24 protein-coding genes and 1 riboswitch are annotated in these 22,448 nt (G+C 72.5%); of the genes, 10 read left to right on the top strand and 14 right to left on the bottom strand.

The annotated features are described in order from the left end of the window. Window positions 1-65: 65 nt before the first annotated feature. Together pgi and ACFO6V_RS22620 are read right to left on the bottom strand one after the other, a co-directional pair. On the bottom strand, window positions 66-1,754 hold the full coding sequence (gene pgi, locus ACFO6V_RS22625; RefSeq protein ID WP_377139749.1) for a glucose-6-phosphate isomerase: 1,689 nt from the start codon (window positions 1,752-1,754) through the stop codon (window positions 66-68). Next, entirely contained in the window at window positions 1,751-2,515 is a 765-nt protein-coding gene (locus ACFO6V_RS22620; protein WP_377139746.1) for a copper homeostasis protein CutC, read from the bottom strand. The genes pgi and ACFO6V_RS22620 overlap by 4 nt, the downstream gene beginning before the upstream one ends. A 74-nt stretch (window positions 2,516-2,589) precedes the next feature. Between ACFO6V_RS22620 and ACFO6V_RS22615 the strand changes: the two genes are divergently transcribed. Further along, the gene (locus ACFO6V_RS22615; protein WP_377139743.1) at window positions 2,590-3,774 is read left to right on the top strand and encodes a PrsW family intramembrane metalloprotease; all 1,185 of its coding nucleotides are present in this window, start codon (window positions 2,590-2,592) and stop codon (window positions 3,772-3,774) included. Between the two features lie 62 nt (window positions 3,775-3,836). Here ACFO6V_RS22615 and ACFO6V_RS22610 read toward each other — a convergent pair whose 3' ends face one another. Together ACFO6V_RS22610 and ACFO6V_RS22605 are read right to left on the bottom strand one after the other, a co-directional pair. Continuing rightward, complete coding sequence (locus ACFO6V_RS22610; protein ID WP_377139740.1) at window positions 3,837-4,946, bottom strand: M20 family metallopeptidase; 1,110 nt, start codon at window positions 4,944-4,946, stop codon at window positions 3,837-3,839. Window positions 4,947-4,971: 25 nt separating this feature from the next. Beyond that, window positions 4,972-5,325, bottom strand: a complete 354-nt coding sequence (locus ACFO6V_RS22605; RefSeq protein WP_377139737.1) for a DoxX family protein — start codon at window positions 5,323-5,325, stop codon at window positions 4,972-4,974. A 123-nt stretch (window positions 5,326-5,448) separates the two neighbouring features. Here ACFO6V_RS22605 and ACFO6V_RS22600 point away from each other — a divergent pair, with 123 nt between their 5' ends. Beyond that, the gene (locus ACFO6V_RS22600; protein WP_377139735.1) at window positions 5,449-5,853 is read left to right on the top strand and encodes a winged helix-turn-helix transcriptional regulator; all 405 of its coding nucleotides are present in this window, start codon (window positions 5,449-5,451) and stop codon (window positions 5,851-5,853) included. A gap of 78 nt (window positions 5,854-5,931) precedes the next feature. On the opposite strand, the gene ACFO6V_RS22595 is transcribed toward ACFO6V_RS22600, so the two are convergent. From ACFO6V_RS22595 to ACFO6V_RS22575, 5 genes are all read right to left on the bottom strand, one after another. After that, window positions 5,932-7,773: a CocE/NonD family hydrolase gene (locus tag ACFO6V_RS22595; protein ID WP_377139732.1), complete on the bottom strand. Its 1,842-nt coding sequence runs from the start codon at window positions 7,771-7,773 to the stop codon at window positions 5,932-5,934. An 84-nt stretch (window positions 7,774-7,857) separates the two neighbouring features. Next, on the bottom strand, window positions 7,858-8,280 hold the full coding sequence (locus ACFO6V_RS22590; RefSeq protein WP_377139730.1) for a DUF6069 family protein: 423 nt from the start codon (window positions 8,278-8,280) through the stop codon (window positions 7,858-7,860). A 148-nt stretch (window positions 8,281-8,428) separates the two neighbouring features. Continuing rightward, window positions 8,429-9,181, bottom strand: coding sequence for an ABC transporter ATP-binding protein (locus ACFO6V_RS22585; RefSeq protein WP_377139728.1), 753 nt, complete (start codon window positions 9,179-9,181; stop codon window positions 8,429-8,431). Continuing rightward, the gene (locus ACFO6V_RS22580; RefSeq protein ID WP_377139725.1) at window positions 9,181-10,875 is read right to left on the bottom strand and encodes an ABC transporter permease; all 1,695 of its coding nucleotides are present in this window, start codon (window positions 10,873-10,875) and stop codon (window positions 9,181-9,183) included. The genes ACFO6V_RS22585 and ACFO6V_RS22580 overlap by 1 nt, the downstream gene beginning before the upstream one ends. Next, the gene (locus tag ACFO6V_RS22575; protein ID WP_377139722.1) at window positions 10,851-11,921 is read right to left on the bottom strand and encodes a thiamine ABC transporter substrate-binding protein; all 1,071 of its coding nucleotides are present in this window, start codon (window positions 11,919-11,921) and stop codon (window positions 10,851-10,853) included. The genes ACFO6V_RS22580 and ACFO6V_RS22575 overlap by 25 nt, the downstream gene beginning before the upstream one ends. Then, a riboswitch (TPP riboswitch) is annotated at window positions 11,916-12,020 on the bottom strand. Its footprint overlaps the gene before it by 6 nt. 37 nt (window positions 12,021-12,057) lie before the next feature. On the opposite strand from ACFO6V_RS22575, the gene ACFO6V_RS22570 reads away from it, so the two are divergent. After that, the gene (locus tag ACFO6V_RS22570; RefSeq protein WP_116677200.1) at window positions 12,058-12,339 is read left to right on the top strand and encodes a DUF4235 domain-containing protein; all 282 of its coding nucleotides are present in this window, start codon (window positions 12,058-12,060) and stop codon (window positions 12,337-12,339) included. A gap of 68 nt (window positions 12,340-12,407) precedes the next feature. Here the strand turns inward: ACFO6V_RS22570 and ACFO6V_RS22565 are convergent, their stop codons facing one another. Then, entirely contained in the window at window positions 12,408-13,211 is an 804-nt protein-coding gene (locus tag ACFO6V_RS22565; protein WP_377139720.1) for a PAS and ANTAR domain-containing protein, read from the bottom strand. A gap of 182 nt (window positions 13,212-13,393) precedes the next feature. Between ACFO6V_RS22565 and ACFO6V_RS22560 the strand changes: the two genes are divergently transcribed. The 3 genes from ACFO6V_RS22560 to ACFO6V_RS22550 all read left to right on the top strand — a co-directional run bounded on the left by ACFO6V_RS22560 (window position 13,394) and on the right by ACFO6V_RS22550 (window position 15,611). After that, a complete protein-coding gene (locus ACFO6V_RS22560; RefSeq protein ID WP_377139718.1) occupies window positions 13,394-14,821 on the top strand; it encodes an FAD-dependent oxidoreductase in 1,428 nt (475 codons plus the stop codon). A gap of 83 nt (window positions 14,822-14,904) precedes the next feature. Beyond that, a complete protein-coding gene (gene moaC / locus ACFO6V_RS22555) occupies window positions 14,905-15,375 on the top strand; it encodes a cyclic pyranopterin monophosphate synthase MoaC (RefSeq protein ID WP_377139716.1) in 471 nt (156 codons plus the stop codon). Next, window positions 15,372-15,611 (top strand): MoaD/ThiS family protein, encoded by a 240-nt coding sequence (locus tag ACFO6V_RS22550; RefSeq protein ID WP_377139713.1) that lies wholly within the window; start codon window positions 15,372-15,374, stop codon window positions 15,609-15,611. The genes moaC and ACFO6V_RS22550 overlap by 4 nt, the downstream gene beginning before the upstream one ends. Window positions 15,612-15,637: 26 nt before the next feature. On the opposite strand, the gene ACFO6V_RS22545 is transcribed toward ACFO6V_RS22550, so the two are convergent. The 3 genes from ACFO6V_RS22545 to ACFO6V_RS22535 all read right to left on the bottom strand — a co-directional run bounded on the left by ACFO6V_RS22545 (window position 15,638) and on the right by ACFO6V_RS22535 (window position 17,708). Beyond that, window positions 15,638-16,135 (bottom strand): MogA/MoaB family molybdenum cofactor biosynthesis protein, encoded by a 498-nt coding sequence (locus ACFO6V_RS22545; protein ID WP_377139710.1) that lies wholly within the window; start codon window positions 16,133-16,135, stop codon window positions 15,638-15,640. After that, complete coding sequence (locus ACFO6V_RS22540; protein WP_377139708.1) at window positions 16,132-17,064, bottom strand: sulfite exporter TauE/SafE family protein; 933 nt, start codon at window positions 17,062-17,064, stop codon at window positions 16,132-16,134. Before ACFO6V_RS22540 ends, ACFO6V_RS22545 begins: the two co-directional genes overlap by 4 nt. Window positions 17,065-17,249: 185 nt before the next feature. After that, window positions 17,250-17,708 (bottom strand): RrF2 family transcriptional regulator, encoded by a 459-nt coding sequence (locus ACFO6V_RS22535; protein WP_357510062.1) that lies wholly within the window; start codon window positions 17,706-17,708, stop codon window positions 17,250-17,252. A 111-nt stretch (window positions 17,709-17,819) separates the two neighbouring features. On the opposite strand from ACFO6V_RS22535, the gene ACFO6V_RS22530 reads away from it, so the two are divergent. Genes ACFO6V_RS22530 through ACFO6V_RS22515 form a run of 4 tightly spaced genes read left to right on the top strand, consistent with a single transcriptional unit; the run spans window position 17,820 to window position 20,894 of the window. Then, on the top strand, window positions 17,820-18,230 hold the full coding sequence (locus ACFO6V_RS22530) for a TOBE domain-containing protein (RefSeq protein WP_377139705.1): 411 nt from the start codon (window positions 17,820-17,822) through the stop codon (window positions 18,228-18,230). Continuing rightward, window positions 18,227-19,051 carry a molybdate ABC transporter substrate-binding protein gene (modA, locus tag ACFO6V_RS22525; RefSeq protein WP_377139702.1) on the top strand — a complete coding sequence of 275 codons (825 nt, stop codon included), beginning with the start codon at window positions 18,227-18,229 and terminating at the stop codon, window positions 19,049-19,051. Before ACFO6V_RS22530 ends, modA begins: the two co-directional genes overlap by 4 nt. Next, on the top strand, window positions 19,048-19,815 hold the full coding sequence (locus ACFO6V_RS22520) for an ABC transporter permease (protein ID WP_377139700.1): 768 nt from the start codon (window positions 19,048-19,050) through the stop codon (window positions 19,813-19,815). The genes modA and ACFO6V_RS22520 overlap by 4 nt, the downstream gene beginning before the upstream one ends. Continuing rightward, window positions 19,812-20,894, top strand: coding sequence for a sulfate/molybdate ABC transporter ATP-binding protein (locus ACFO6V_RS22515; RefSeq protein WP_377139697.1), 1,083 nt, complete (start codon window positions 19,812-19,814; stop codon window positions 20,892-20,894). The genes ACFO6V_RS22520 and ACFO6V_RS22515 overlap by 4 nt, the downstream gene beginning before the upstream one ends. A gap of 29 nt (window positions 20,895-20,923) precedes the next feature. Here the strand turns inward: ACFO6V_RS22515 and ACFO6V_RS22510 are convergent, their stop codons facing one another. Next, window positions 20,924-22,180 (bottom strand): AGE family epimerase/isomerase, encoded by a 1,257-nt coding sequence (locus tag ACFO6V_RS22510; RefSeq protein WP_377139694.1) that lies wholly within the window; start codon window positions 22,178-22,180, stop codon window positions 20,924-20,926. Window positions 22,181-22,448 lie beyond the last annotated feature (268 nt).

Below are 22,448 nucleotides of genomic sequence, written 5' to 3'. Positions count from 1 at the left end.
GCCTGTCCGGGTCTCCCCGGTGTCGCCAGGGAACCTCGGACAGGCGCTCTACTTCGCGGTGCGGGTCAGGCGCGGAGCTCGCGGTACTTCGCGATGAGGGCCGCCGTGGACGGGTCCTGTGCCGCGAGGGCCGCCTCGTCGCCCGCGACCGCCGGGGCGATCTCCAGGGCGAGCTTCTTGCCGAGCTCGACGCCCCACTGGTCGAACGAGTCGATGCCCCAGACGACGCCCTGCACGAAGGTGATGTGCTCGTACAGCGCGACGAGCTGGCCCAGCACTGCGGGGGTCAGCGCGGGGGCGAGGATCGACGTCGTCGGCCGGTTGCCGCTGAACACCTTGGCAGTGACCAGGTCCTCGGCGACGCCCTCGGCGCGCACCTCGTCGGCCGTCTTGCCGAACGCGAGCGCCTTGGTCTGCGCGAAGAAGTTCGCGAGGAACAGGCCGTGCACGTCGGCCTCGCCGTCGCGCAGGGGGTAGGCGGGGTTCGCGACGGCGATGAAGTCCGCCGGGATGGTCCGCGTGCCCTGGTGGATGAGCTGGTAGAACGCGTGCTGCCCGTTGGTGCCGGGCTCGCCCCAGAACACCTCGCCGGTGTCGGACGTGACGGGCGTGCCGTCCCAGCGGACCGACTTGCCGTTGGACTCCATGGTGAGCTGCTGCAGGTAGGCCGGGAACCGGTGCAGCTGCTGCGCGTACGGCAGGACGGCGTGCGTGTGCGCGTCGCGGAAGTTGACGTACCAGACGTTGAGCAGCCCCATCAGGACCGGCACGTTGTGCTCGAGCGGCGCGGTCCGGAAGTGCTCGTCCATCGCGTGGAAGCCGCCCAGTAACTCGGCGAAGGCGTCAGGCCCGATGGCGACGGCGAGCGACGTGCCGATCGCCGAGTCGACGGAGTAGCGCCCGCCCACCCAGTCCCAGAACCCGAAGGCGTTCTCGGGGTCGATCCCGAACGCCGCGACCTTGTCCAGTGCGGTGGAGACGGCCACGAAGTGCTTCGCGACGGCGTCGGAGCGGCCGTCCTCGGAGTCCTCGATGGCGCCGGCCGCGACCAGCGAGCGCCACAGCCAGTCGCGCGCGAGGCGCGCGTTGGTGAGGGTCTCCAGCGTGCCGAAGGTCTTGGACGCGACGATGAACAGCGTGGTCGTCGGGTCGAGGTCCGCGGTCTTCTGCGCGACGTCGGTGGGGTCGATGTTCGAGACGAACCGGACATCCAGGCCGTCCTGGACGTAGGGCTCCAGGGCCTCGTACGCCATGACCGGGCCGAGGTCGGAGCCCCCGATGCCGATGTTCACGATCGTCCGGACGGGCTCGCCCGTGACGCCGGTCCACTCGCCGGAGCGGACCTTCTCGGCGAACGCGTAGACCTTGGCCAGCTCGTCGGCCACGTCGGCGGTGATGTCCTGACCGTCCACGGTCAGCGGCTCGTCCGACGGGCGGCGTAGCGCCGTGTGCAGCACCGCGCGGTCCTCGGTGACGTTGATGTGCTCGCCCGCGAACATCGCGTCGCGGCGTTCGGTGAGCCGCACCTCGTCCGCCAGGGCGACGAGCGTGGCGAGCACCTCGTCCGTCAGCAGGTTCTTCGACAGGTCGACGTGCAGGTCAGCGGCCTGGTAGCTCAGGCGCTGGGCGCGGTCCGGGTCCGCGGCGAACCAGCCGCGCAGGTCCGGCCGGAGGTTCTTGGAGAGCTCGGTGAGCGAGCCCCAGGCGTTGGTGGTGGTGGCGTCGACAGGCCCACGGGCCGGCTCTGAGGTCATGAGACAACCGTAGTCCGGAGCGCCTCGGCCGCAGCCTCGGCGAGTGTCTGATCCGTCACCTCGTAGCCCGCCTCGTCCCCGCCGCCCGGGCCCGAGGCGTCGACCACCGTGCGCTTCGCCGAGAGGTGCACGGCGTCCACGCCGATGCGGAGCAGCGCCGGGATGTCCGCCGCCGTCACGCCGCCGCCCGCCATGATCTCGATGCCCAGCTCGGCGCTGTGCTCGACCAGGGCGGCCAGCCGGTCCAGCCCTTCGCCCGCGCGGGCCGCGCCGCCGGAGGTCAGCACCCGCGCGACGCCCAGCTCGGCCAGCGTGTCGAGCGCGGCGATCGGGTCCCCGATCACGTCGAGCGCGCGGTGGAACGTCACCTCGGCGTCCTCGGCCGCGGCGACCAGGTCGCGCATCCGCCGGACGTCCACGGTGCCGGACGGCGTCAGGGCGCCCACCACCACGCCGTCGGCGCCCTGGTCGGTCGCCAGGGTGACGTCCCGCAGCATCAGGTCGATCTCGGCGGCCGAGTACACGAAGCCGCCCGGGCGGGGGCGCACCAGGACGTGCACCTCGAGGATCGGGGAGCTGTCGGACGACGGGACCACCGCCGCGGCGTCGACCACCGCCTCGATGAGCGCGGCGCTCGGCGTCATGCCGCCGGTGGCGCCGAGTGCGGAGCAGAGCTCGACGCGCCGGGCGCCGACGCCGGCAGCGATCACCGCCCCGGCCGGATCCTGGACAGCGAGCTCGAGAGCGACACGTTGGGGCACGGCGCCAGCGTAGCCGGGCCCCGGGCCGGTCTGTCGCCCGCCACGTCTGCCGCCGAGTCGGTAGGGTCCCTGGCATGGCTATCGATCCCAGTGCGATCCTCACGGGTCGAGCCCCCGGGCGTGCCCCGATCGGAGTGATCCTGGGGATCGTCTTCGCGTCGGTGTGCCTCATCGTCATCCTCGCGTTCGACGCGATCACGGGCGGCGCGTCGTTCGTCGTCGGGCTGTCGCTCGCGGTGCTCCCCGTCGCCGTCTGGCTGCCGCTGGTGCTCGCGCTGGACCGGCTGGAGCCGGAGCCGCCGAACGCCCTGATCTTCGCGTTCCTCTGGGGCGCGGGGGTCGCGGCGCTGTTCGCGAGCATCCTGAACACGCTCGGGCTGTCGCTGCTCACCGAGACCGAGCTCACCGGCGAGGAGGAGGGCTGGTACATCGTCGCGACGTTCGGCGCACCGGTGGTCGAGGAGCTGCTGAAGGGCGCGGTCCTGTTCGGCATGCTCTGGTGGCGGCGCCAGGAGCTGAACGGGCCCACCGACGGCGTCATCTACGCCGCGATGGTGGGCCTCGGCTTCGCGGCGACGGAGAACATCCAGTACTTCATCGACGCCGTCGAGGTGGACCAGCTCGGGTACGTGTTCGTGCTGCGGGCCATCGTCTCGCCGCTGCTGCACCCGCTGTGCACCGCGATGACCGGCATCGGCGTGGCGGTCGCCGCGCTGGCCGGGCCCGGGAAGCTGCGCCGGCGGGCTCCGCTGTACGGGCTGCTGGGCGCCATCGCCCTGCACAGCCTGTGGAACGGCTCCACGAAGTTCGGGATCGGCGGCCTGGCCTTCGCCTACCTGGTCGGCTTCGCGGTACTGATCGGCCTGATCGTGATCCTGGCGCGGGACCGCCGCCGGATCGTCCAGCTCATCGGCCACTACCTGCCGCTGTACGGCCCGGTCGGCATCGTCACGCACGACGACCTGCGGATGCTCTCGACGCTGCCCGGCCGCCGGGCGGCCCGGGCCTGGGCCCGGGCCGCGGGCGGCCGCCCCGCCGAGCGCGCGATGACCGACTACCAGCAGGCCGCGACCGAGCTCGCCCTGCTGCACCAGCGCGCCGGGGCGCAGCGGGATCTCGACCCGCACGGGCTGGAGCAGCAGCGGCAGTACCTGGTGTGGGTCATGCAGCAGGCCCGAGCCGCATTCCTGGCGAGACAACCCCGCCCCCCAGCACCCACATGGGGCACCACAGGCTTCGGCCCCCCGACCCGCCCCTGACCCCTCGTTGAGTGCTGGATATTCGCCCCTTCAAGGCCGAAAAAAGGGCGAATACCCAGCACTCAACGGTCACCGGGTGGGAGCAGGTCCAGCAGCAGGGCGCGCAGGAGGGCCGTGCGGTCGGGGATCCGGTCCGTCAGGACGTGCTCGTCGTCGGCGTGGGCGCCGCCGCCCACCGCGCCGAGGCCGTCGAGCGTGGGGGTGCCGACGCCGGCGGTGAAGTTGCCGTCCGACGCCCCGCCCACCGCCACGCCGGTGAGCGGCGGCAGCCCGGCCTCCGCGGCGACCCGGGACGCGCGGGCGAAGAGCGCGGCGGACAGCGCACCCTCCAGCGGCGGCCGGTTGATGCCGCCCTCGATCTCGAGCGCGGCGTCGGGCAGCACCGGCATCAGGGCGCGCATCGCGGAGTCGACCCGCTCCTGCTCGGCGACCGTCCGGGCGCGGACGTCCACCGCGAACGATGCCTCGGCCGGGACCGTGTTGCCCGTGGTGCCGGAGGCAGCGACCGTGGGCGTCACGGTGGTGCCGAGCGCCGGGTCGCCGAGCGCGGCGACCGCCAGCACCTGGTGCGCCAGCTCGACCGACGCGTTGACGCCCTTCTCGGGCTCCAGGCCCGCGTGCGCGGCCCTGCCCTTCACCAGCACGCGGTAGATGGAGGTGCCCTTGCGCTCGAGCTTGAGGGCGCCGCCGTCGGCCGAGGCCTCCAGCACGAGGGCGGCGTCCGCCCCACGGGCCTCGTCCTGGATGAGCGTCCGGGACGACGGCGAGCCGATCTCCTCGTCGCCGGTCACCAGGAGGGTGACCCCGGTCCGGTCGTCGAGGGACCCCAGCACGTGCAGCGCCATGGCCAGGCCGGTCTTCATGTCGAAGCTGCCGGGTCCGCGCAGCACGCCGTCGGAGATCCCGAACGGGTGCGTCAGCAGGGTGCCGATCGGCCACACCGTGTCGTGGTGCGCCAGCACCAGCACGCGCGTCGGACCGCCGAGCCGCCACCGCAGGTGGATGCCGAGCCGCTCAGGCTCGACACCCAGCCGCTCGGTGCCGAGCCGGGCGACCAGGTCGGCGGACCGGGCCAGCGCGTCCGGGTCCGACGACGGCGACTCGCACTCGACCAGGGTCCGGAGGTCGGCGATCAGGGCTTCGGCGTCGGGGGCGGGGGCGGGAGAAGTCATGCCCGCACGGTAGCCGCCACCCGGGTCAGAGCGAGAGCAGGCGCAGCACGAGAGCCGCCGCCGAGAGCAGCATCAGGCCGGCCGTCGGGCCGACTCCCGGCCAGTCCTTCGCGCGGACGTGCGTGATGACCGCGCCCAGGAAGTACAGGACGAAGCACGCGGTGGCAGCGATGCCGATCGGCGCCCACCAGATCCCGACGGCGGTGCCGACTGCACCGGCGACCAGCAGCGTGCCGAGCACCGGGACGAGCTTCCCGGGCACACCGAGCTTGGTGGTGAGCGGCTCGACCACCTGCGGGTTGCCCGTCAGCTTGCCGTAGCCGCTGAACGCGGTGGCCAGGGCGAGCAGGGCAGAGACGACTACAGACGCAACGAACACGGGTCCTCCGAGGACGACGGCCGGGGTACCCGGCGAGAGCAGGCGCCCAGCCGGACGCCTCCCGAATCGTCCGGCACCCACCGCGACTTGCCAAGAACCGGGTTAGCAACTCACTATGAGTAAGTGACTTCCGAAGCGTCCGCTCCTCGCTCCCTGTCTCTGGCCCCCTTGCCCGACTCCGGCACACCGAACATGGCCGACGAGGAGGCGTGCACCGTCTTCCAGCGCACGCTCGAGCTCGCCGGCAGGCGCTGGTCGGGAGCCATCCTCTACGCGGGCGTCGCGGGCGCGCGGCGCTTCGTCGAGTACCGCCGCTACGTCCGCGGCATCTCCGACCGGCTCCTGACCCAGCGCCTGCGCGAGCTGGAGCGGCAGGGGTTCATCGAACGCGAGGTCGTGCCGACGATGCCCGTGCAGATCCGCTACACGCCGACCCCTGCGGGGGCAGAGCTGGTGGGTGCCCTGCTCCCCCTCGGCGAGTGGGGACGCAAGCACTTCGACGTGGTGGAGGCGAGCTCGGAGGTCTGACGCCGGCACGGCGCAGGCCGGGCGCCACGACGAGGTGGCGCCCGGCCCGGGCGGTTTCAGGCTGAGATGCCGATCAGCTCAGGAGTGCGAGACGCCGAGGTGGAAGCTGCCCCTCCCCACGCCGGTCAGCGTCGTCGTGTTCCCGGCGAGGTATTCCTCAAGGTACGGCGCGGGCTCACCCAGGGTGGCGACGTCGTCGGCCGGGTCCTGCAGGTCGAGCGACAGCCGTGCGCCGGTCACGGAGATCCGGTTGCCGGACGGCTCGGGCAGCCAGTCCCAGGAGCTGGAGCTGATCGTCCCGATCTGCACGCCGAGCTGGTGCCCTTCGGCGAGAGTCCAGTCGGCCGACTTCAGGTCGAACGCCACGCGCCCGCGCCGCTCGATGAGCGCCACGTTCTCGTCGAACATGGTCGCCGTCCCGTCGGGCGCGACGTCCCACAGCCGCACCAGCACGTCCCCGACCGCACCGGCGTTCAGCGTGATCGACGGCGTGCCGGTGATCCGTACCGCCGACTCGACCGGCGCCGACCACGTCCAGTAGGACGATGGGACGGCACCCGCGGCGCGGCTCTCCGGCGCGAGCGAAGGGGCGAGCGAGGGTGCGAGCGACGGCGCGTTCTCCATGTCCCATCCGTCGGCCTGGTCCGCCGTCGGCCCCGCGGACCGCGCCGGCTGTGGCCCGCCGTCGTCCACGTAGGCGCCCTTGCGCAGCCGCACCCGGGTCGAGCTGTCGGCCTCGGGCCACGTGTCCTGCGCACGCCAGGCACCGGTGCTGTCCTGGATCGCGTACGCCGGGTCCTCGACGCCCGGCTCGACGCCCTTGAGGAACTCGTCGTAGAACCGCATCACCTCGTCGAAGAAGCCCTCGCGCCCCATGGCGAGGCGCCCGCCGGAAACGACGTCGTTGCCTCGCACGTGATCCCACGGGCCGAGCCAGCCGCGCTCGACACCCTTGTGGTTGTCGAGGAAGACCTCCATGTCCTCGGGCTTGGTGTTGGGCTCGATGAAGCCCTGGGTCACGAACAGCGGGGTGTCCGTGCCGGCGGCGTCGTCGGCCAGGTTCCGAGCGTCCCAGTACTCCGACCCGAGGTCGGGCTCGTTGCCGTTCGCCAGGTTGTCCGACAGGCACTCCGGGTGCTGGTCCTCGTAGCGGGCGTTCGCTGCGTAGTGCTCGTCTTCGCCGTCCATGGGCGGCATCGCGGCGATGCTGTTGTACGCCTCAGGCGTGTAGGTCACATGGGGCCGCGCGACCTCGTTGCTCCACAGGTAGTTGTACATGTTCCACAGCGGCTCCTGGGCGACCACCGCCTTGAGCGGCTCCAGGCCCAGGTTGTTGCCCGCGAGCCCGGTGACGGCGTCGTACGACTTGCCGTACATGCCGACGTCGCCCGTGGACCACTCCTGGCTCGCCGACCACTCGATCGCCGCGCCGATGTCAGCCTGCTCGCCCGGCCCCACGAAGTCGAGGCAGCCGGTGCTGCCGCCGTAGCCACGGATGTCCACCATGACGAAGGTGTACTCGTTCGCCATGAGGTCGGCGCCGTCGATGAAGTCCCGGAACCGCGCGGAAGGGCCGACGACGTCCCACTCCTCCGGCCCCGTCTGCCCGGCGTGCGAGAAGTACGGCCCGATCGACAGGATGACCGGCGTCCGCTCGTTCGGGCCCAGGTGTGCGGGCCGCAGGATGTCGGCATGCAGCTCGGCGCCGTCCGACGACGGAAAGTACGCCTGGGTCCACGCCGCGCCCTCCGGCACGCGCTCGTTCTCGTCGTGGGTGACGGGGTCGCCCGCGGCGGCCGTCGTGCCGGCGACGGCCCCGGCCGGACCTGCGACCGCTGCGGGCACACTCCCGGCAAGTATGAGCGTGGCCGCTGCGGCGACCGCGGGCGCAGTCCTGCTGAGTCTCGTACGAAGTCTCATCGAGGCGTCCTCCCTGGGGCCCAGGTCTGAAATGCCTGGGTTCACCTGAGAGGTTAGAGAATATTCACCCGCAATGCCCCGAATTTAGGCGAGAGCTGATCCGGACGTAACGCCTCGCCTCGCAGTACGTAGGCCCAGCGCGATGACCACGCCCACCGCCACGTGCATGCTCACCAGGATCGCGACCGCCCCTGGCGTGGTCCCGGCGAGCGCACCCACCATGGACGCCAGCAGCACGACGCCGCACAGCACGAACCACACGACCTCACCGCCGCCGCGCACCAGACGCCCGATCAGCACGCGCACGCCCCAGCCGGCAAAGCCCGCCGCGAGCGCGACGACCGCCGCCGCCACGACCGAGATTGCTTGCGCGTCCGTGCCGAGCTGCGCCTCGAGGTTCACGCCGGTCGCCGCTCCGATGAGCCACACCGCCACGGCGACAACTGCCGCGGCGAGCGGCACCGCCCAGGCGGGCCACGGGCTGCTGGTTGCTGAGTTCTCGGTCATGAGATTCCTCCGCTCCTCGGCACGTCCGTCGTGCCTGAGCGCACCCTCTCGAAGTCCGGGCACGGCGGCGTCAGCCTGTGGTACCGCGTCGTATGGCCCTCAGGCGGGTGCGCCTCACCGGTGACCCGGGTAGGACGGCGGAAACGGCTCAGCCGCGCAGGCCCAGGAACTCCGCCACGCGGTCCGACGCCGGTGCGGCCCGCAGCTCGCCCGGGGCGGCGACCTGCAGCAGCCGGCCCCGGTCCATGACGCCGATCCGGTCGGCGACGGCGGCCGCCTCGGCGTGGTCGTGCGTCACGAACACCGCCGTCGTACCGGTCTCGACCAGCGCCGAGCGCACCTCGCCCGCGAGCCGTTCCCGGAGCTGCCGGTCGAGCGCGGAGAGCGGCTCGTCCAGCAGGAGCAGGCGGGGCCGCGGGGCCAGGGCCCGCGCGAGGGCCACCCGCTGCTGCTCCCCGCCGGACAGCGTGGGCACTGCCCGCTGCTCGTAGCCGGCGAGCCCCACGAGGTCGAGCAGCGCGGACACCCGCTCGTCCCGTTCCGCCCGGGTCAGGCCCTGGGTCTCCAGCCCGTAGGCGACGTTCCGCCGTACGTCCCGGTGCGGGAAGAGCTGGCCCTCCTGGAACATGAGCCCGAACCGGCGCTTGTGGACCGGCACCCCGGCGAGGTCCTCGTCGTCGTACCGGACGCTGCCGCCGGCCAGGGGCTCGAGCCCGGCCACGGCGCGCAGCAGCGACGACTTGCCGCAGCCGCTCGGGCCGAGCAGCGCGACCACCTCACCGGGCGCGACGGTCAGCGACACCCCGTCGACCGCGGTCACCCCGGCCGAGTCCCCACCGCGGGTCGAGCCTGTCGAGACCCCGTACCGCACGGTGACGTCCCGGATCTCCAGCCCAGCCATCAGAACTCCCCTCCGGCGCGCTCGTCGCGCAACCGCTCGGCCACCATCATCACCGTCGCGGTGAGCACGGCGAGCACCACCGACGCCGCGAGCGCCATCCCGTAGTTCTCGGCGCCGGGCCGCCCGATGAGGCGGTAGATCACGACGGGCAGGGTGGAGCCGTCGGGCCGCGCGAGGAACGACGTCGCGCCGAACTCGCCGAGCGACACCGCGAAGGCGAACCCCGTGGCCAGCCCGACCGAGCGCAGGGCGATCGGCAGGTCCACCGTCCGCAGGACGCGGCCGGGCCCGGAACCAAGCACCGCGGCCACCTCACGCAGCCGGGGGTCGATGGCCCGGAGCACCGGCAGCACCGTGCGCACGACGAGGGGGACGGCGACCACCGCCTGCGCCACGGGGACGAGCAGCCCGGAGGTCCGCAGGTCCACGCCGAGCACCGGCTGGTCCATGGTGATGAGGAAGCCGAACCCGACGGTCACGGCGGACACCCCGAGCGGGAGCATGAACAGCCCGTCGAGCGCCCCGACGGCACGGCGTGCGCCGGCCGACCGCGGGCGCCGGGACACCACGAGCGCCACGAGACCGCCGACCACCAGGGCGATCACCGTCGCGGCCAGTGCGGTCCGCAGCGATGTCGCGGTGGCCTCCCACACGGTCACGACCAGCGCGTTGCGCTCACCGGTGGTTCCGAGCGCCACGTAGTTCCCGGGCCCCCAGGAGCCGTCGGGCTCGCGGAAGCTGCGGGTCACCAGGCCGGCCAGCGGCAGCACCATGAGCCCGCCGACGATCGTCGCGCCCACCAGCGCCATCGTCATGTCCTTGGGCGACCGCCAGGACAGCCGCCTGGCGGAGCCGTGCGCGGACACGAGGCGCAGCGCGGCCTCGCGACGCCGGCGGGCCCGTGCGGACATCGCGAGGGCGCCCGAGATGACCACGAGCTGCAGGATCGAGAGCACCGACGCCGAGCGCAGGTCCAGGAACTGGGTGGTCCGCGTCCAGATCTCGGTCTCGATGGTGCCGTACCGCACGCCGCCGAGGACCAGCACCACCCCGAACGCGGTGGCGCAGAACAGGAACACCACCGAGGCCGCGGACGCGACGGCGGGTCCCAGCGAGGGCAGCGTCACGGTGCGGAAGACCCGCACGGGCCCCGCCCCGAGCGATGCGGCGGCCTGCTCGGTCCTGGGGTCGAGCCGCTCCCAGAGCCCGCCGACGGTCCGCACGACCACCGACACGTTGAAGAAGACGAGGGCGACGACGATCCCGGCCAGCGACTCCTCAAGCCCGAGGAAGCCGAGCGCGCCGCCGGGCGCGAACAGGGTGCGGAACGCGACGCCGACGACGACGGCGGGCAGCACGAACGGCACCGTCACGAGCCCGCGCACCAGTACCCGGCCCGGGAACGACCGGCGGTAGAGCAGGTACGCGAGCGGCAGGCCGAGCAGCACCGAGAAGGCGGTGCCGAGCACTGCCTGCGTCAGCGTCAGCCACACCAGCCGCCACGTGCGCGGGCTGGACAGCACCTCCGCGAAACCGGTGAGGTCGAGCACGCCGTCGGGCACGAAACCGCGGACCACCAGCGCGGCCACGGGCCAGGCGAAGAAGACGGCGAGGAAAGCGAGGGGGACGGCGACCGCCGTCCCCCAGAGCAGCGGCGCGGGCCGCAGGCTCAGCCGACTACGGTCTCTGTCCACCGCTCTATCCACTCGTCGCGGTGCTCGCTCACCTCGGCGGGATCCACCTCGAACGGCTCCTCGGCCTGGGGCGCGAACTTCTCCCAGTCGGCGGGCAGCTTCGTGGCGGGGTCGGCCGGGTACATGTACATCGACTCGGGCAGCGCGGCCTGCGCGGCCTCGCCGAGCAGGAAGTCGACGAACGCCTGAGCGCCCTCCGGGTTGTCCGACCCGGCAAGCACTCCCGCGTACTCGACCTGCCGGAAGCACGTCTCGAGCAGCGCGCTGGTGGTCGACTCCGAGCCGTCCTCGCTGACGGTGAACGCCGGCGACGTCGCGTACGACAGGACGAGCGGGCGCTCGCCGCCCTCACCCGCGCCCGAGAAGTCCACGTAGTAGGCGTCCTCCCACGAGTCTGCGACCTTGACGCCGTTGTCGACCAGGGACGCCCAGTAGTCCTCGAACCCGTCCTCGCCGAACGCCCCGACGGTCGCCAGCAGGAAGGCGAGCCCGGGCGACGACGTCGCGGGGTTGCTCACCACGAGCAGGTCCCGGTACTGCGGGTCGGCCAGGTCCTCGAGCGTCTTCGGCACCTCGAGGTCCGACTTCTCGAACCAGGCCTCGTCCGCGTTCACGCAGACGTCGCCCTGGTCGACCGGGGTGAGCGCCCCGCCCAGCTGCTCGACGCCGTCGGGCAGGTCCGCCGGGGTGTACTCCTCGACGACCCCCGCCTCGAGCGCGCGGGACGCGAAGGTGTTGTCGATGCCGAAGACGGCGTCGCCGAGCGGGGCGTCCTTGGTCAGCACCAGCTGGTTCACCAGGGTTCCGGCGTCGCCCGCCGCGCTGACCTCGACGGTCAGACCGGACTCCTCCTCGAACCGCTCGACGACCTTCTCGTCGAGCGCCCAGGAGTCGTGGGTCACGAGGGTCACGGTGCCCGGCGCCGCCGGGTCGGCCCCGCCGGACTCGGAGCCGCCGCATCCGGCGAGCAGGAGCGCCACGGAGAGCGCTCCGGCGGCCGGAACAACGTGGATGGTGCCCGCGTGAGCACCGGAAAGACGCAACATCGTGCCTCGACTTCCTCCGCCGGTCTTACCCGGATCAGGTTCAAGGGTCTGCGGTGTTCCGCACTCTCAGCGCCGTGTGGCGCTCCCCTGTCGTGTCCGGCCAGCCTACTGGCTGGTCGGACGCTACGGTGTAGAAATGGCCAAGATCGAGACGGAACAGACACTCGCCGAGAAGGTCGGCACTCTTGCCCTGACGCTCGCAGCCGGCTGGGTCGCGCAGAAGGCGGTCAGCATGATCTGGAAGGGCGTGACCGGCAACGACGCGCCCAGCAAGGCGGACGACCCGGAGCTCGACCTGGTGCAGGCCACGGTGTTCGCAGCGGTCGCCGCAGGCACCGCGGTGTTCGCGAAGCGCATGGCGGCGAAGGGCGCGTCGACGGCGGCGCTGCGCCTCGCCGCCCGCCGCGCGGCGCGCTGAACCGCCGGATGCCCGGCCCGGGGATCCCCGGGCCGGGCACCCGATCGCAGGCTCAGCCGATCGCAGGCTCAGCCGGACGTGCCCGCCGGCACCTTGCGCGGTCGCCGGGTGAGCAGGGGGTCGTGCCCGCGTGGCCGCCCCACCGGCTCGACGCCGTCCAGCGCGCGCGTGAGGGCTTCCTGCGTGATGCCCCTCCGCTCGCCGACGGCCCGCTCGCCGTCGACCCGTAGCCTGGCCATCACCTGGTCGGCGGCCAGGCGCAGCGGGACGTCCACCCGCCCGGCGGCTTCGTGCAGCAGGTGACCCGCAGTCACCTCGCTCACCCGACGTACCGCCATGATGACGCCCTTGGCCTGCTCGATCACCGCCTGGCTGACGAAGGCCCGGGTCACGACCGCCTCGGACTTGCGCGCCAGCGCCTCCTTCTGAGCCGGCGTGACGTCGATGACGTACCCGACCAGCTCCGGCGACCGGTCGGGGCCGCTGCGCCGGCCCTGGCCGATGACGACCACCGAGCGTGTGCGGCCCTTGCGGTCCACTATCCGGTGCGCGCACGCGAACGGCCGGCCCGTCCGCAGGGCCTCGGCGGCCGCCCGCACCACCCGGGCGCGATCGTCGGGATGCTTGCGGGAACGGAGCGCCTCGAGGCCTGGCTGGACCTCGTGCCGTTTCCACCCGTGCATCGTGTACACCTCGTCGGACCACCACCAGGTCCCCGACATGATGTCGACGCGGTAGCTGCCGACGAGAAGGTTGGTCCCCAGACCGAGAGCATGCGCCAGGTCACCCACCGAGAAGCTCGGTGACGGTTCAGCCGTGTCGCCGCCGGCGCCGTCCACGATGCTGAGCCTGGGCTGCAGAGAAGGGGGCATCTTGAACCTCCCAGATCCGAGATGGACCTGGAGCCGCTTCATGACTCCGCCAACTCGATTGTAGGAGCGAGGCACTGCGAGTGCCAGGCCCCCGTGTCAGCCTGGACGAGCCGGCCCGAGGGCCGGCGCAGGGACCGACCAGCACTGATCGAGCAGCACGGATCGAGCAGCGGAGGTGCACCGTGAGCGAGACCCCCTACGACGCGACGACGGACCTGGAAGACACCGGCAGCGGCGCACCGGGGGTCATGGCTCCCGGTCCGCTCCGCACCGACGTCGTGGTAGTCGGAGCCGGTCTCACCGGTGTCGTCACCGCCCAGCTCCTCGCAGACGGCGGCGCAGACGTTGTGGTGCTCGATGCCTGCGGCGCACGCGCGACCACCACCGCCCGCTCGACCGGCAAGCTCTCGGTGCTGCAGGGCACCCGGCTCGCCCGGATCGCCGCCCGGCACGGCGACGAGGTGGTGCGCCACTACCTCGCGGCCAACTTCGCCGGCCTGGGCTGGCTGCGCCGCACCCTCGAGGACCTGAACGTGCCCGTCGAGAACCGGGACGACCTGACCGTGGCGGCCACCCCCGAGCAGGTAGCCGACGTCGACGCGGTGCTCGCGACCTGCGCCCGCCAGGGACTCACCGCACAGTGGGAGGAGGACCCGCCGTACCCCGCGCGGTCCTACGGCGCGGTACGCCTGCCGGGCCAGGCGCAGGTGGACCCGCTGCGCATGCTCTCGGCGCTGCGGGCCCGCCTGCGCGCCCGCGGCGTGCCGGTGTACGACGGCGTCCGGGTCCACCAGGTGCGCCGGCGCCGGTCCGGCGTCGTCCTGCGCACCAGCCGCGGCGCCGTCCTCGCCGACCGTGTGGTGCTGGCGACCGGCACACCGCCCGGGCGGCTCGGCGGGCTCTTCCTCCGGCTGGAGGCCGGCCGCAGCCTGCTCACCACGTGGGAGATCACCGACCAGGCCGCACTGCCGCCCGGGTTCGACGAGACCATGTCGATCACCGCCGGGTCACCCACGCGATCGCTCCGCACGGCCGGCGGGCTGCTCATGGTGGGCGGCGAGGGCTACCCCGTCGGCAGGGAACGGGACCCGGCCCGGCGGCTGGCCGCGCTGGAGGAATGGACAAGGGTCCACCTCCCCGTGGACCAGCCCCGGCACACGTGGGCAGCCCAGGACTACACCAGCGACACCGGCCTGCCGCTCGTCGGGCCGGTGGTGCCCGGCGACGACCGCGTGCTCGTGGCGACCGGCTACGCCAAGTGGGGCCTCGCGAACGGCGCGGCGGCCGGGCTGGCGCTCGCCGGACGCATCCTCGGCGACCCCGTCGAGTGGGGTCGCACCTTCGAGCCATGGTCCCGCAGGCCCACGCCGAGGGCGAGCACCGCCGCCACGTTCGCCGTCCAGACCAAGGGCTGGGCGCAAGCGGCCACCCGCCCCACCGGACAGCGGCCCGGTGCCCCGTGCGTGTCCCGGATCTGCCCGCACATGGGCGCCGTCGTGCGCTGGAACGAGCAGGAGCAGTCCTGGGACTGCCCCGCGCACGGCTCGCGGTTCGAGCCCGACGGCACGCTGATCGAAGGCCCCGCCACCGAGGACCTGTCGCGGCGCTGAACCGCGCGGAGACCGCCCGAGCGGTGGCCCTCATGAGGATCCTGCTGTGCACGTGCACCGTTTCGACGTGACACCCTGGTCCCGTGAGCTTCACGCACCTTGACGACCGCGGCCAGGCCCGCATGGTCGATGTCACCGCCAAGCAGCCGACGATCCGCTCCGCCACCGCGACGGGCACCGTCCGCTGCGGTCCCGACGTCGTGCGGGCGCTGCGCGACGGCGCCGTCCCCAAGGGGGACGTGCTGGCCGTGGCCCGCATCGCCGGGATAGCGGCCGCGAAGAGGACACCGGAGCTGCTCCCGCTCGCGCACGTGATCGGCGTGCACGGCGCCGCGGTGGACCTCGAGGTGACCGACGACGGCGTCACGATCACGGCGACCGTCCGCACGGCCGACCGTACGGGGGTGGAGATGGAGGCGCTCACCGCTGTCGCGGTCGCGGGCCTCGCCGTCGTCGACATGGTCAAGGGCCTGGACAAGTCCGTCTCGCTCGCGGACGTGCGCCTCGAGCGCAAGACGGGCGGCAAGTCGGGCGACTGGGTGCGTCCGGAATGATCACAGTCCGCTATTTCGCCGGCGCCCGGGAGGCCGCCGGCGTCGCTACCGAACAGCTCGGCGGCCCGACGTCGGTGGCCGCCCTCCGCGCTGCCCTCACGGCAGCGCACCCGCGCCTGACGGACGTGCTGCCGAAGTGCGCCCTGCTGGTGGCGGGCGCCCGCACGACGTCCGACGACGCCCAGATCCCGGACGACGCGACGATAGACGTCCTGCCGCCCTTCGCGGGCGGCTGACCCCGGTCAGGCGGGCCCCGCTCGGGTCAGTGGTCGCCGCCGACGAGCTGCGAGCGGACGTGCGGCCAGAGCGTGAGCACCACCTGCAGCCCGTCCCGCACTCCACCGGACGACCCGGGCAGGTTCACCACCAGCGCGCGGTCCCCGTCGGCGGTGCCGGCGATCCCTGCCAGCCCTCTGGAGAGCGCGGCGGTAGGCACGCCCGCCGCGATGCCCTGCTGGCGGACGGCCTCCGCGATCCCCGGGATCTCGTGGTCGATGACCTCGCGCGTGCCCTCGGGGGTGAGGTCCCGCGGGGCGATCCCCGTGCCGCCGGTGGTGATGACGAGCCGCGCGCCGTCGTCGAGCACGGCGCGCAGCGCGTCCCGGACCGACTCGACGCCGTCGGGCACCAGGTGCTGGTGCACGTCGGTGAGCCCCGCCTGCTCCAGGAGCGACACCGCCGTCGGGCCGGACCGGTCCTCGGCCTCGCCGCGTGCACAACGGTCGGAGACGGTGATCACCGCTACCCGGTCGGACGTCATACCGACACGCTATCGGCCTCCGGCTCGTGGGGCTTTGCCGTCTCGGCGGCCTCGACCGTCTCGGCGGCCTTGTCGCGACGGTAGGCGCGCACCGACCAGGCGACGGCGGCGGCCCAGGCCACCCAGATCACCACGTAGACGGTGTTCATCAGGGCGGGGCCCGCGGCGATCCAGTCGCTGTTGAGCAGCGTGCGCGAGTTGGTGAGGATGATGACGCCGCCGACGAGCGAACCGAGGACGCGCGGGGGCACGAGGCGCACCAGCCAGGCGGCGATCGGCGCGGCGATCAGTCCACCGATGAGCAGGGCCAGCACCCAGGTGTAGTCGATCCCTTCACCGCTGAGGCCGACGAAGAAGCCGATGCTGGCCGCGATGGCCACGAAGAACTCGCTGGTGTCGATCGAGCCGATCACCTTGCGGGGCTCCATGCGGCCGCTCGCGAGGATCGCGGGGGTGCCGACGGGACCCCAGCCGCCACCGCCGGTGGCGTCCATGAAGCCGGCCACGAGGCCGAGCGGCGTGAGGAAGCGCCGGCGCAGCGGCTTGTTCGAGCGCGCGGGGAGCCCCTGCACGGTGAACCGGAGCAGGACGTAGATGCCGAGCGCCAGCAGGATCAGCGACATCACCGGCTTGGCGATCTCGGTGGAGAGCGACGACAGGAAGGTGGCGCCGGCGAACGCGCCGATGGCGCCCGGGATACCGATGCGGGCGACAACCTTCCAGTCCACGTTGCCGAAGCGCCAGTGCGAGGCGCCGGAGGCGAGCGTGGTGCCGATCTCGGCGAGGTGCACGGTGGCCGACGCCGCGGCGGGGTTGGTGCCGATCGCGAGCAGCAGGGTCGTGGAGGTCACGCCGTAGGCCATGCCCAGACTGCCGTCCACCAGCTGCGCGCCGAGGCCGACGAGCGCCAGCAGGATCAGGGTTCTCATGGTCGTGACCTTCCAGGTCCGGGGAATACGGCGGAGGCCGCACCACTGCGGCCCGCGCCAGAGTAACCACCTAATCCGGTCGGAAACAACGTCCATCTCACAGGTCGGATAAGTGCGCATGATGAAGCAGGGTGAAAGCTCTGGGATTCGTCAGAATTCGGCCAGGAACCGGACGTCAGCAGGGCTCAGGAGTTGGCCCACGCCGACTCGCCCTGCGTGAGGGCGCGGATGTCGTCCGGCAGCGTGCCGTCCACGAGGTCGGCGAGCGATACTGCCTCCAGCACGGCGCGGACGTTGGCCCGCAGCGCCACCCATACGTGGAGCAGCGGTGCGGCCGGGCCCTGGAACTCCAGGTCGGACGGCCGGGTGCCGCGGACGAAGACCAGCGGACCGTCCACGGCCCGCACCACGTCGGCGACGGTGATCGAGTCGGCCGAGCGCGCCAGCCGGTACCCACCGCCGGCTCCGCGGTGGCTCGTGACGAGCCCGTCGCGACGCAGGTCGCTCAGGATGCCCTCCAGGAAGCGGTGGGGAATGTCCTGCGCCCGGGCCAGAGCCTCGGCGCGGACGGGTCCGTCGTGGTCGGCCGCCGCCAGCTCGGCGGCTGCCCGGACGGCATAGTCGGCTCGTGCGGAGATCCTCATGCACCCCATTCTCTCCTGTCCCCCTGGGCACGGTGCGCCGACTTTCGGGATTCCGCAGACCAGGAGAAATCTCCGGAAGAAGCCCGCACACTCGGTGATAGCGTCGGCCGTATGCCGCACATGAGGATTCGGGAGGCCGCCGCTTACCTCGGCGTCAGCGACGACACCGTGCGCCGCTGGATCGACCGCGGGCTGCTCAGCGCCCGCACGGACGACTCCGGGCGCAAGGTCGTCGACGGTTACGAGGTAGCGATGGTCGCGCGTGAGCACGCCTCGCCACCCGGCCTGCCGCCGGGTCGGCGCAGCTCCGCGCGCAACCGCTTCGTCGGCCTGGTCACCGCCATCCAGGCGGACACCGTCATGGCGCAGGTCGAGCTGCAGTGCGGGCCGTTCCGCGTCGTCTCGCTGATGAGCAGCGAGGCCGTGCGCGACCTCGGGCTGGAGCCGGGTTCGGCGGCGGTAGCCGTCATCAAGTCGACGAACGTCGTGATCGAGACCGAGGACCGGAAGGGTTCCGCATGAAGTTCCGCACGGCGTTCCGGATGAGCAGCTGCACGCCCCGGCGCCGGCTGACGGCAGGCACGCTGACCATGGGGCTCCTCGCGGCGGGCACGCTGTCGGCCTGCAGCGGATCCCCCCGGGCCGACGGCGGGTACGACGCGCTGTCCGACCGGACGCTCACCGTCTACGCGGCAGCGTCGCTGACCAGCACGTTCGAGCAGATCGCCGCGGACTTCGAGGCGGCGCACGACGGGGTCACCGTGGAGCTGTCCTTCGCCGGCTCCTCGGACCTGGTCGCCCAGATCCAGCAGGGAGCCCCGGCGGACGTGTTCGCGTCGGCAGACACCGCGAACATGGACAAGCTCGCCGCGGACGACCTGCTGGCAGGGACACCTGCCGACTTCGCGGCGAACACCCTGATGATCGCGGTACCGCCGGGCAATCCCGCGGGTGTCGCGTCGCTCGCGGACCTGGCCGCCGACGACCTGAACCTGGTCGTCTGCGCGCCGGAGGCGCCGTGCGGCGCGGCGACCGGACGGGTCGAACAGGCGGGCGGCGTCGCGTTCTCTCCCGTCAGCGAGGAGCAGAGCGTCACCGACGTCCTGAACAAGGTGATCACCGGCGAGGCCGACGCCGGCCTCGTCTACGTCACGGACGTGCGCGCCGCCGGCGACCAGGTCGAGGGCATCGAGTTCCCCGAGTCGGACGACGTCGTCAACGTGTACCCCGTCTCCGCCCTCGAGGGCAGCGCGCAGCCGGAGCTCGCCGAGAAGTTCGTCGAGGCCGTGCTGAGCCCCGACGGGCAGCAGGTGCTGTCCGACGCCGGCTTCGCGGCGCCATGATCCCCCGGTGGGTCGCCGGGGTCGCGGCGGTGGGTGCGCTCCTGGTGGTGCTCCCCCTCGCGGCACTGGCGTCCCGCGTGGACTGGCCGAACTTCTGGACCCTGATCAGCAGCGAGTCGTCGGTGGCGGCGCTGCTCCTGAGCCTGCGCACCTCGGCCGTGAGCACGCTGCTGTGCCTGGTGGTAGGGATGCCGCTGGCGCTGGTGCTGGCCCGCGCCCGCTTCCCGGGAATCAACCTGCTGCGTTCGCTGGTGCTGGTGCCGCTCGTCCTGCCGCCGGTGGTGGGCGGGATCGCGCTCCTGTACACCTTCGGACGCCGCGGACTGCTCGGCGAGTCGCTCGAGGTGGCGGGTATCCAGATCGCGTTCTCCACCACGGCAGTCGTGCTGGCGCAGACCTTCGTGGCCCTGCCGTTCCTCGTGATCAGTCTGGAGGGCGCCCTGCGTACGGCGGGCACCCGGTACGACGTCGTCGCCGCGACCCTGGGCGCCCGGCCCACCACCGTCCTGTTCCGGGTGACGCTGCCGCTGGTCTGGCCCGGCCTGCTGTCCGGCACTGTGCTGTCCTTCGCACGCTGCCTGGGCGAGTTCGGCGCGACCATCACGTTCGCCGGCAGCCTGCAGGGCGTCACGCGGACGCTGCCGCTGGAGATCTACCTGCAGCGGGAGACCGACCCGGACGCGGCGGTCGCGCTGTCCCTCGTCCTCGTCGCGGTCGCCGTGCTCGTCATCGGCTTCACCCGCCGCAGCCGGAGCGCCCTGTGAGCCTTGCCCTCTCCGCACATCTCCCGGACCGCGACGTCCAGCTCGACCTCGAGGTCGCCGACGGAGAGACCGTCGCCCTGCTCGGTCCCAACGGCGCCGGCAAGTCCACTCTCCTGGCGGTCGCGGCCGGCCTGCTGCGCCCGCACGACGGCCGGGTCACGCTGGGCGCCCGCACGCTCACCCACGTCGAGGCCGGCCGCACCCGCACCTGGGTGCCCCCGCACGCACGGCAGGTGGCCCTGCTGGCACAGGACCCCCTGCTGTTCCCGCACCTCTCGGTACGGCAGAACATCGCGTTCGGTCCCCGGGCCCGCGGCGCTTCCCAGCTGTCGGCCGGCGCGGAGGCCGACCGCTGGCTGGACCGGATCGGCCTGGCCGATCTGGGTGAGCGGCGCCCGTCGGCGATCTCGGGCGGACAGGCGCAACGGGTCGCGGTAGCCCGGGCCCTTGCGACCGAACCCCGGCTCCTGCTGCTCGACGAGCCCATGGCCGCCCTCGACGTCGACGTCACGCCGGCGTTGCGGCACCTGCTGCGCGAGGTTCTCAGCGAGCAGACCGTCGTCATCGCCACGCACGACGTCCTGGACGCACTCCTGCTCGCCGACCGAGTGGTGGTGCTCGACGGCGGCCGCGTCGTCGAGCAGGGGCCTACCCGCGAGGTGCTCTCCCGGCCGCGCAGCGCGTTCGCCGCCCGGATCGCCGGCCTGAACATCGTGGCGGGCACCTGGTCCGACGAGGACGGCGGGATCCGCGCGGCGACCGGCGTCGTCGTCCACGGCCTGCCGCACGACGACGGCGGGGGCGCCGACCGGGTACTGCCCACGGCCGGGACCCCGATGATCGCGGCGTTCCGCCCGACAGCCGTCTCGGTCTTCCCTGCCCGCGCGACAGGCTCCCCCCGCAACTCCTGGCCGGTCACGGTCACCACCCTCGAACCGCACGGTGATCTCGTGCGGGTCCGCGCCGGGAACCTCAGCGCGGACATCACTCCTCAGGCGGTGGCCGACCTCGCACTCGCGCCGGGCGACTCGGTCTGGCTCTCGGTCAAGGCGACCGAGGTCGACCTGTACCCGGCCTGACGACCCGCGCCCGGCCGCGGGCTGTGGGATCAGGCCAGGATCTGGCCGGCCCGCTGCGCGGAGGCCGCGAACGAGCCGGTCAGCGGCAGCTCCGGCAGGATCACGGCCTGGGCTGCGTGATAGACGTCGGGCTTGCCGATCCACGTGCGGCCCGACGGCTGGTTCTCCGTGTCGAGCTCGTGGTGCCAGGAGCCGTGCTCGACGTCGACGAGGTTCTCGCGGATCCAGGCCCACCACTCGGCCTCGAGCTCCGCATACCGCTCCTCGCCGGTGACCCGCCCCAGCACCTGCGCGGTCGCGACCGCCTCGGCCGCTACCCAGTGGAAACGCCGCGCCTCCACCGGCGTGCCCGACCAATCGGTGGTGTAGACGAAGCCGCCGCCCTCGGGGTCCCATCCGTCGGCGACTGCTCGCTCGAACAGCGCGACGGCGGCCTGAGTCCGTCGCCCGGACGTGCCCGCCTCGGCATCGATCTGCAGCAGCAGCCGGGCCCACTCGAGTCCGTGACCGGGAGTCGCACCGTACGGCTTGAAGGGGTCTTGGGGCCGGTCCGCGTTGTACTCGAGAAGCGGGTTCCACGCTGCGTCGAAGTGCTCAGGGATCCGCCAGTCGTTCGACTCCGCCCAGCTCACCACGCGATCGCCGATGGCCGCCGCGCGGTCCAGCCACAAACCGTCTCCGGTCGCGGCATGCGCTGCCAGCAGCGCCTCGACGGCGTGCATGTTCGCGTTCACACCACGGTAGTCCGCGGTCTCGGACCAGTCGCGTGACCGCTCGTCGAGGTGCAGCTCCTGCTCCGGCTCCCAGAACCGCGCGTCCAGCACAGCAAGCGCCTTGGTAAGCAGGTCCGACGCTCCCGCTATGCCGGCGATCTTGCCGGACGACGCGGCGAGCACCACGAACGCGTGCGCGTACGCCTGCTTCGTGCCGACTACCTCGTCGCCCTCACCCCGAGCCGCAAGCCAGCCACCGAACTCCGCGTCGCCCAGAACGTCCTGGAGACCGCTGATGGCCCGCGCGGCGTACTCGCCAGCACCACTGACCCCGAGCAGGTGTCCCAACGCGAAGACGTGCGCCATGCGCGATGTGATCCACGTTTCCACAGGGTGTGAACTGTCAGGCCGCCCGTGATCGTCGAGCCAACAGGCGGCCCCGTCCTCACGAACCGACGCCTCAGCGAAACGCAGCAGCGAGACGAAGTGGCCCCTGCGCCACGCCGACTCACTCGTGCTCGAGGGCTGGTTGCTGGTCGAGTCCGCGCCGGTGCGGGATATGTCTGCGTTCACATGGCCACGATAGCCGCGGTCGATGTATCTCCGGCAATTTTGCCCAGAGCGCGGTCGGCCGGAGTACCCAACCGCAACTGTGCTGGTCGGCGCTCTGCTCTGCTGGCGCTCTACTCTGCCCGGATAGCCGTGCGTTCGCTGTGAGATCTCGGCTGAAACACTGCCCGGGAATGCAGGAAGGGGGTGGAGCGAGCACGATCCCGAAGGATTCGTGCTGCTCCACCCCCTTGCTGGGAATGGTTGTCCGGCGGCGTCCTACTCTCCCACC

It is taken from the genome of Promicromonospora alba, from assembly GCF_042654905.1.
GTDB lineage: Bacteria > Actinomycetota > Actinomycetes > Actinomycetales > Cellulomonadaceae > Promicromonospora > Promicromonospora alba.
Note: the sequence above shows the minus strand (reverse complement) of the source record. Positions and strands in the feature narration are given on the sequence as shown.

What these genes read in the sequence shown, in the direction of transcription:
- pgi (WP_377139749.1), bottom strand. Translation starts at nt 1,754, where the DNA reads ATGACCTCAGAGCCGGCCCGTGGGCCTGTCGACGCCACCACCACCAAC.
- ACFO6V_RS22615 (WP_377139743.1), top strand. Translation starts at nt 2,590, where the DNA reads ATGGCTATCGATCCCAGTGCGATCCTCACGGGTCGAGCCCCCGGGCGT.
- ACFO6V_RS22610 (WP_377139740.1), bottom strand. Translation starts at nt 4,946, where the DNA reads ATGACTTCTCCCGCCCCCGCCCCCGACGCCGAAGCCCTGATCGCCGAC.
- ACFO6V_RS22595 (WP_377139732.1), bottom strand. Translation starts at nt 7,773, where the DNA reads ATGAGACTTCGTACGAGACTCAGCAGGACTGCGCCCGCGGTCGCCGCA.
- ACFO6V_RS22590 (WP_377139730.1), bottom strand. Translation starts at nt 8,280, where the DNA reads ATGACCGAGAACTCAGCAACCAGCAGCCCGTGGCCCGCCTGGGCGGTG.
- ACFO6V_RS22585 (WP_377139728.1), bottom strand. Translation starts at nt 9,181, where the DNA reads ATGGCTGGGCTGGAGATCCGGGACGTCACCGTGCGGTACGGGGTCTCG.
- ACFO6V_RS22575 (WP_377139722.1), bottom strand. Translation starts at nt 11,921, where the DNA reads ATGTTGCGTCTTTCCGGTGCTCACGCGGGCACCATCCACGTTGTTCCG.
- ACFO6V_RS22570 (WP_116677200.1), top strand. Translation starts at nt 12,058, where the DNA reads ATGGCCAAGATCGAGACGGAACAGACACTCGCCGAGAAGGTCGGCACT.
- ACFO6V_RS22565 (WP_377139720.1), bottom strand. Translation starts at nt 13,211, where the DNA reads ATGCCCCCTTCTCTGCAGCCCAGGCTCAGCATCGTGGACGGCGCCGGC.
- ACFO6V_RS22550 (WP_377139713.1), top strand. Translation starts at nt 15,372, where the DNA reads ATGATCACAGTCCGCTATTTCGCCGGCGCCCGGGAGGCCGCCGGCGTC.
- ACFO6V_RS22545 (WP_377139710.1), bottom strand. Translation starts at nt 16,135, where the DNA reads ATGACGTCCGACCGGGTAGCGGTGATCACCGTCTCCGACCGTTGTGCA.
- ACFO6V_RS22540 (WP_377139708.1), bottom strand. Translation starts at nt 17,064, where the DNA reads ATGAGAACCCTGATCCTGCTGGCGCTCGTCGGCCTCGGCGCGCAGCTG.
- ACFO6V_RS22535 (WP_357510062.1), bottom strand. Translation starts at nt 17,708, where the DNA reads ATGAGGATCTCCGCACGAGCCGACTATGCCGTCCGGGCAGCCGCCGAG.
- ACFO6V_RS22530 (WP_377139705.1), top strand. Translation starts at nt 17,820, where the DNA reads ATGCCGCACATGAGGATTCGGGAGGCCGCCGCTTACCTCGGCGTCAGC.
- modA (WP_377139702.1), top strand. Translation starts at nt 18,227, where the DNA reads ATGAAGTTCCGCACGGCGTTCCGGATGAGCAGCTGCACGCCCCGGCGC.
- ACFO6V_RS22520 (WP_377139700.1), top strand. Translation starts at nt 19,048, where the DNA reads ATGATCCCCCGGTGGGTCGCCGGGGTCGCGGCGGTGGGTGCGCTCCTG.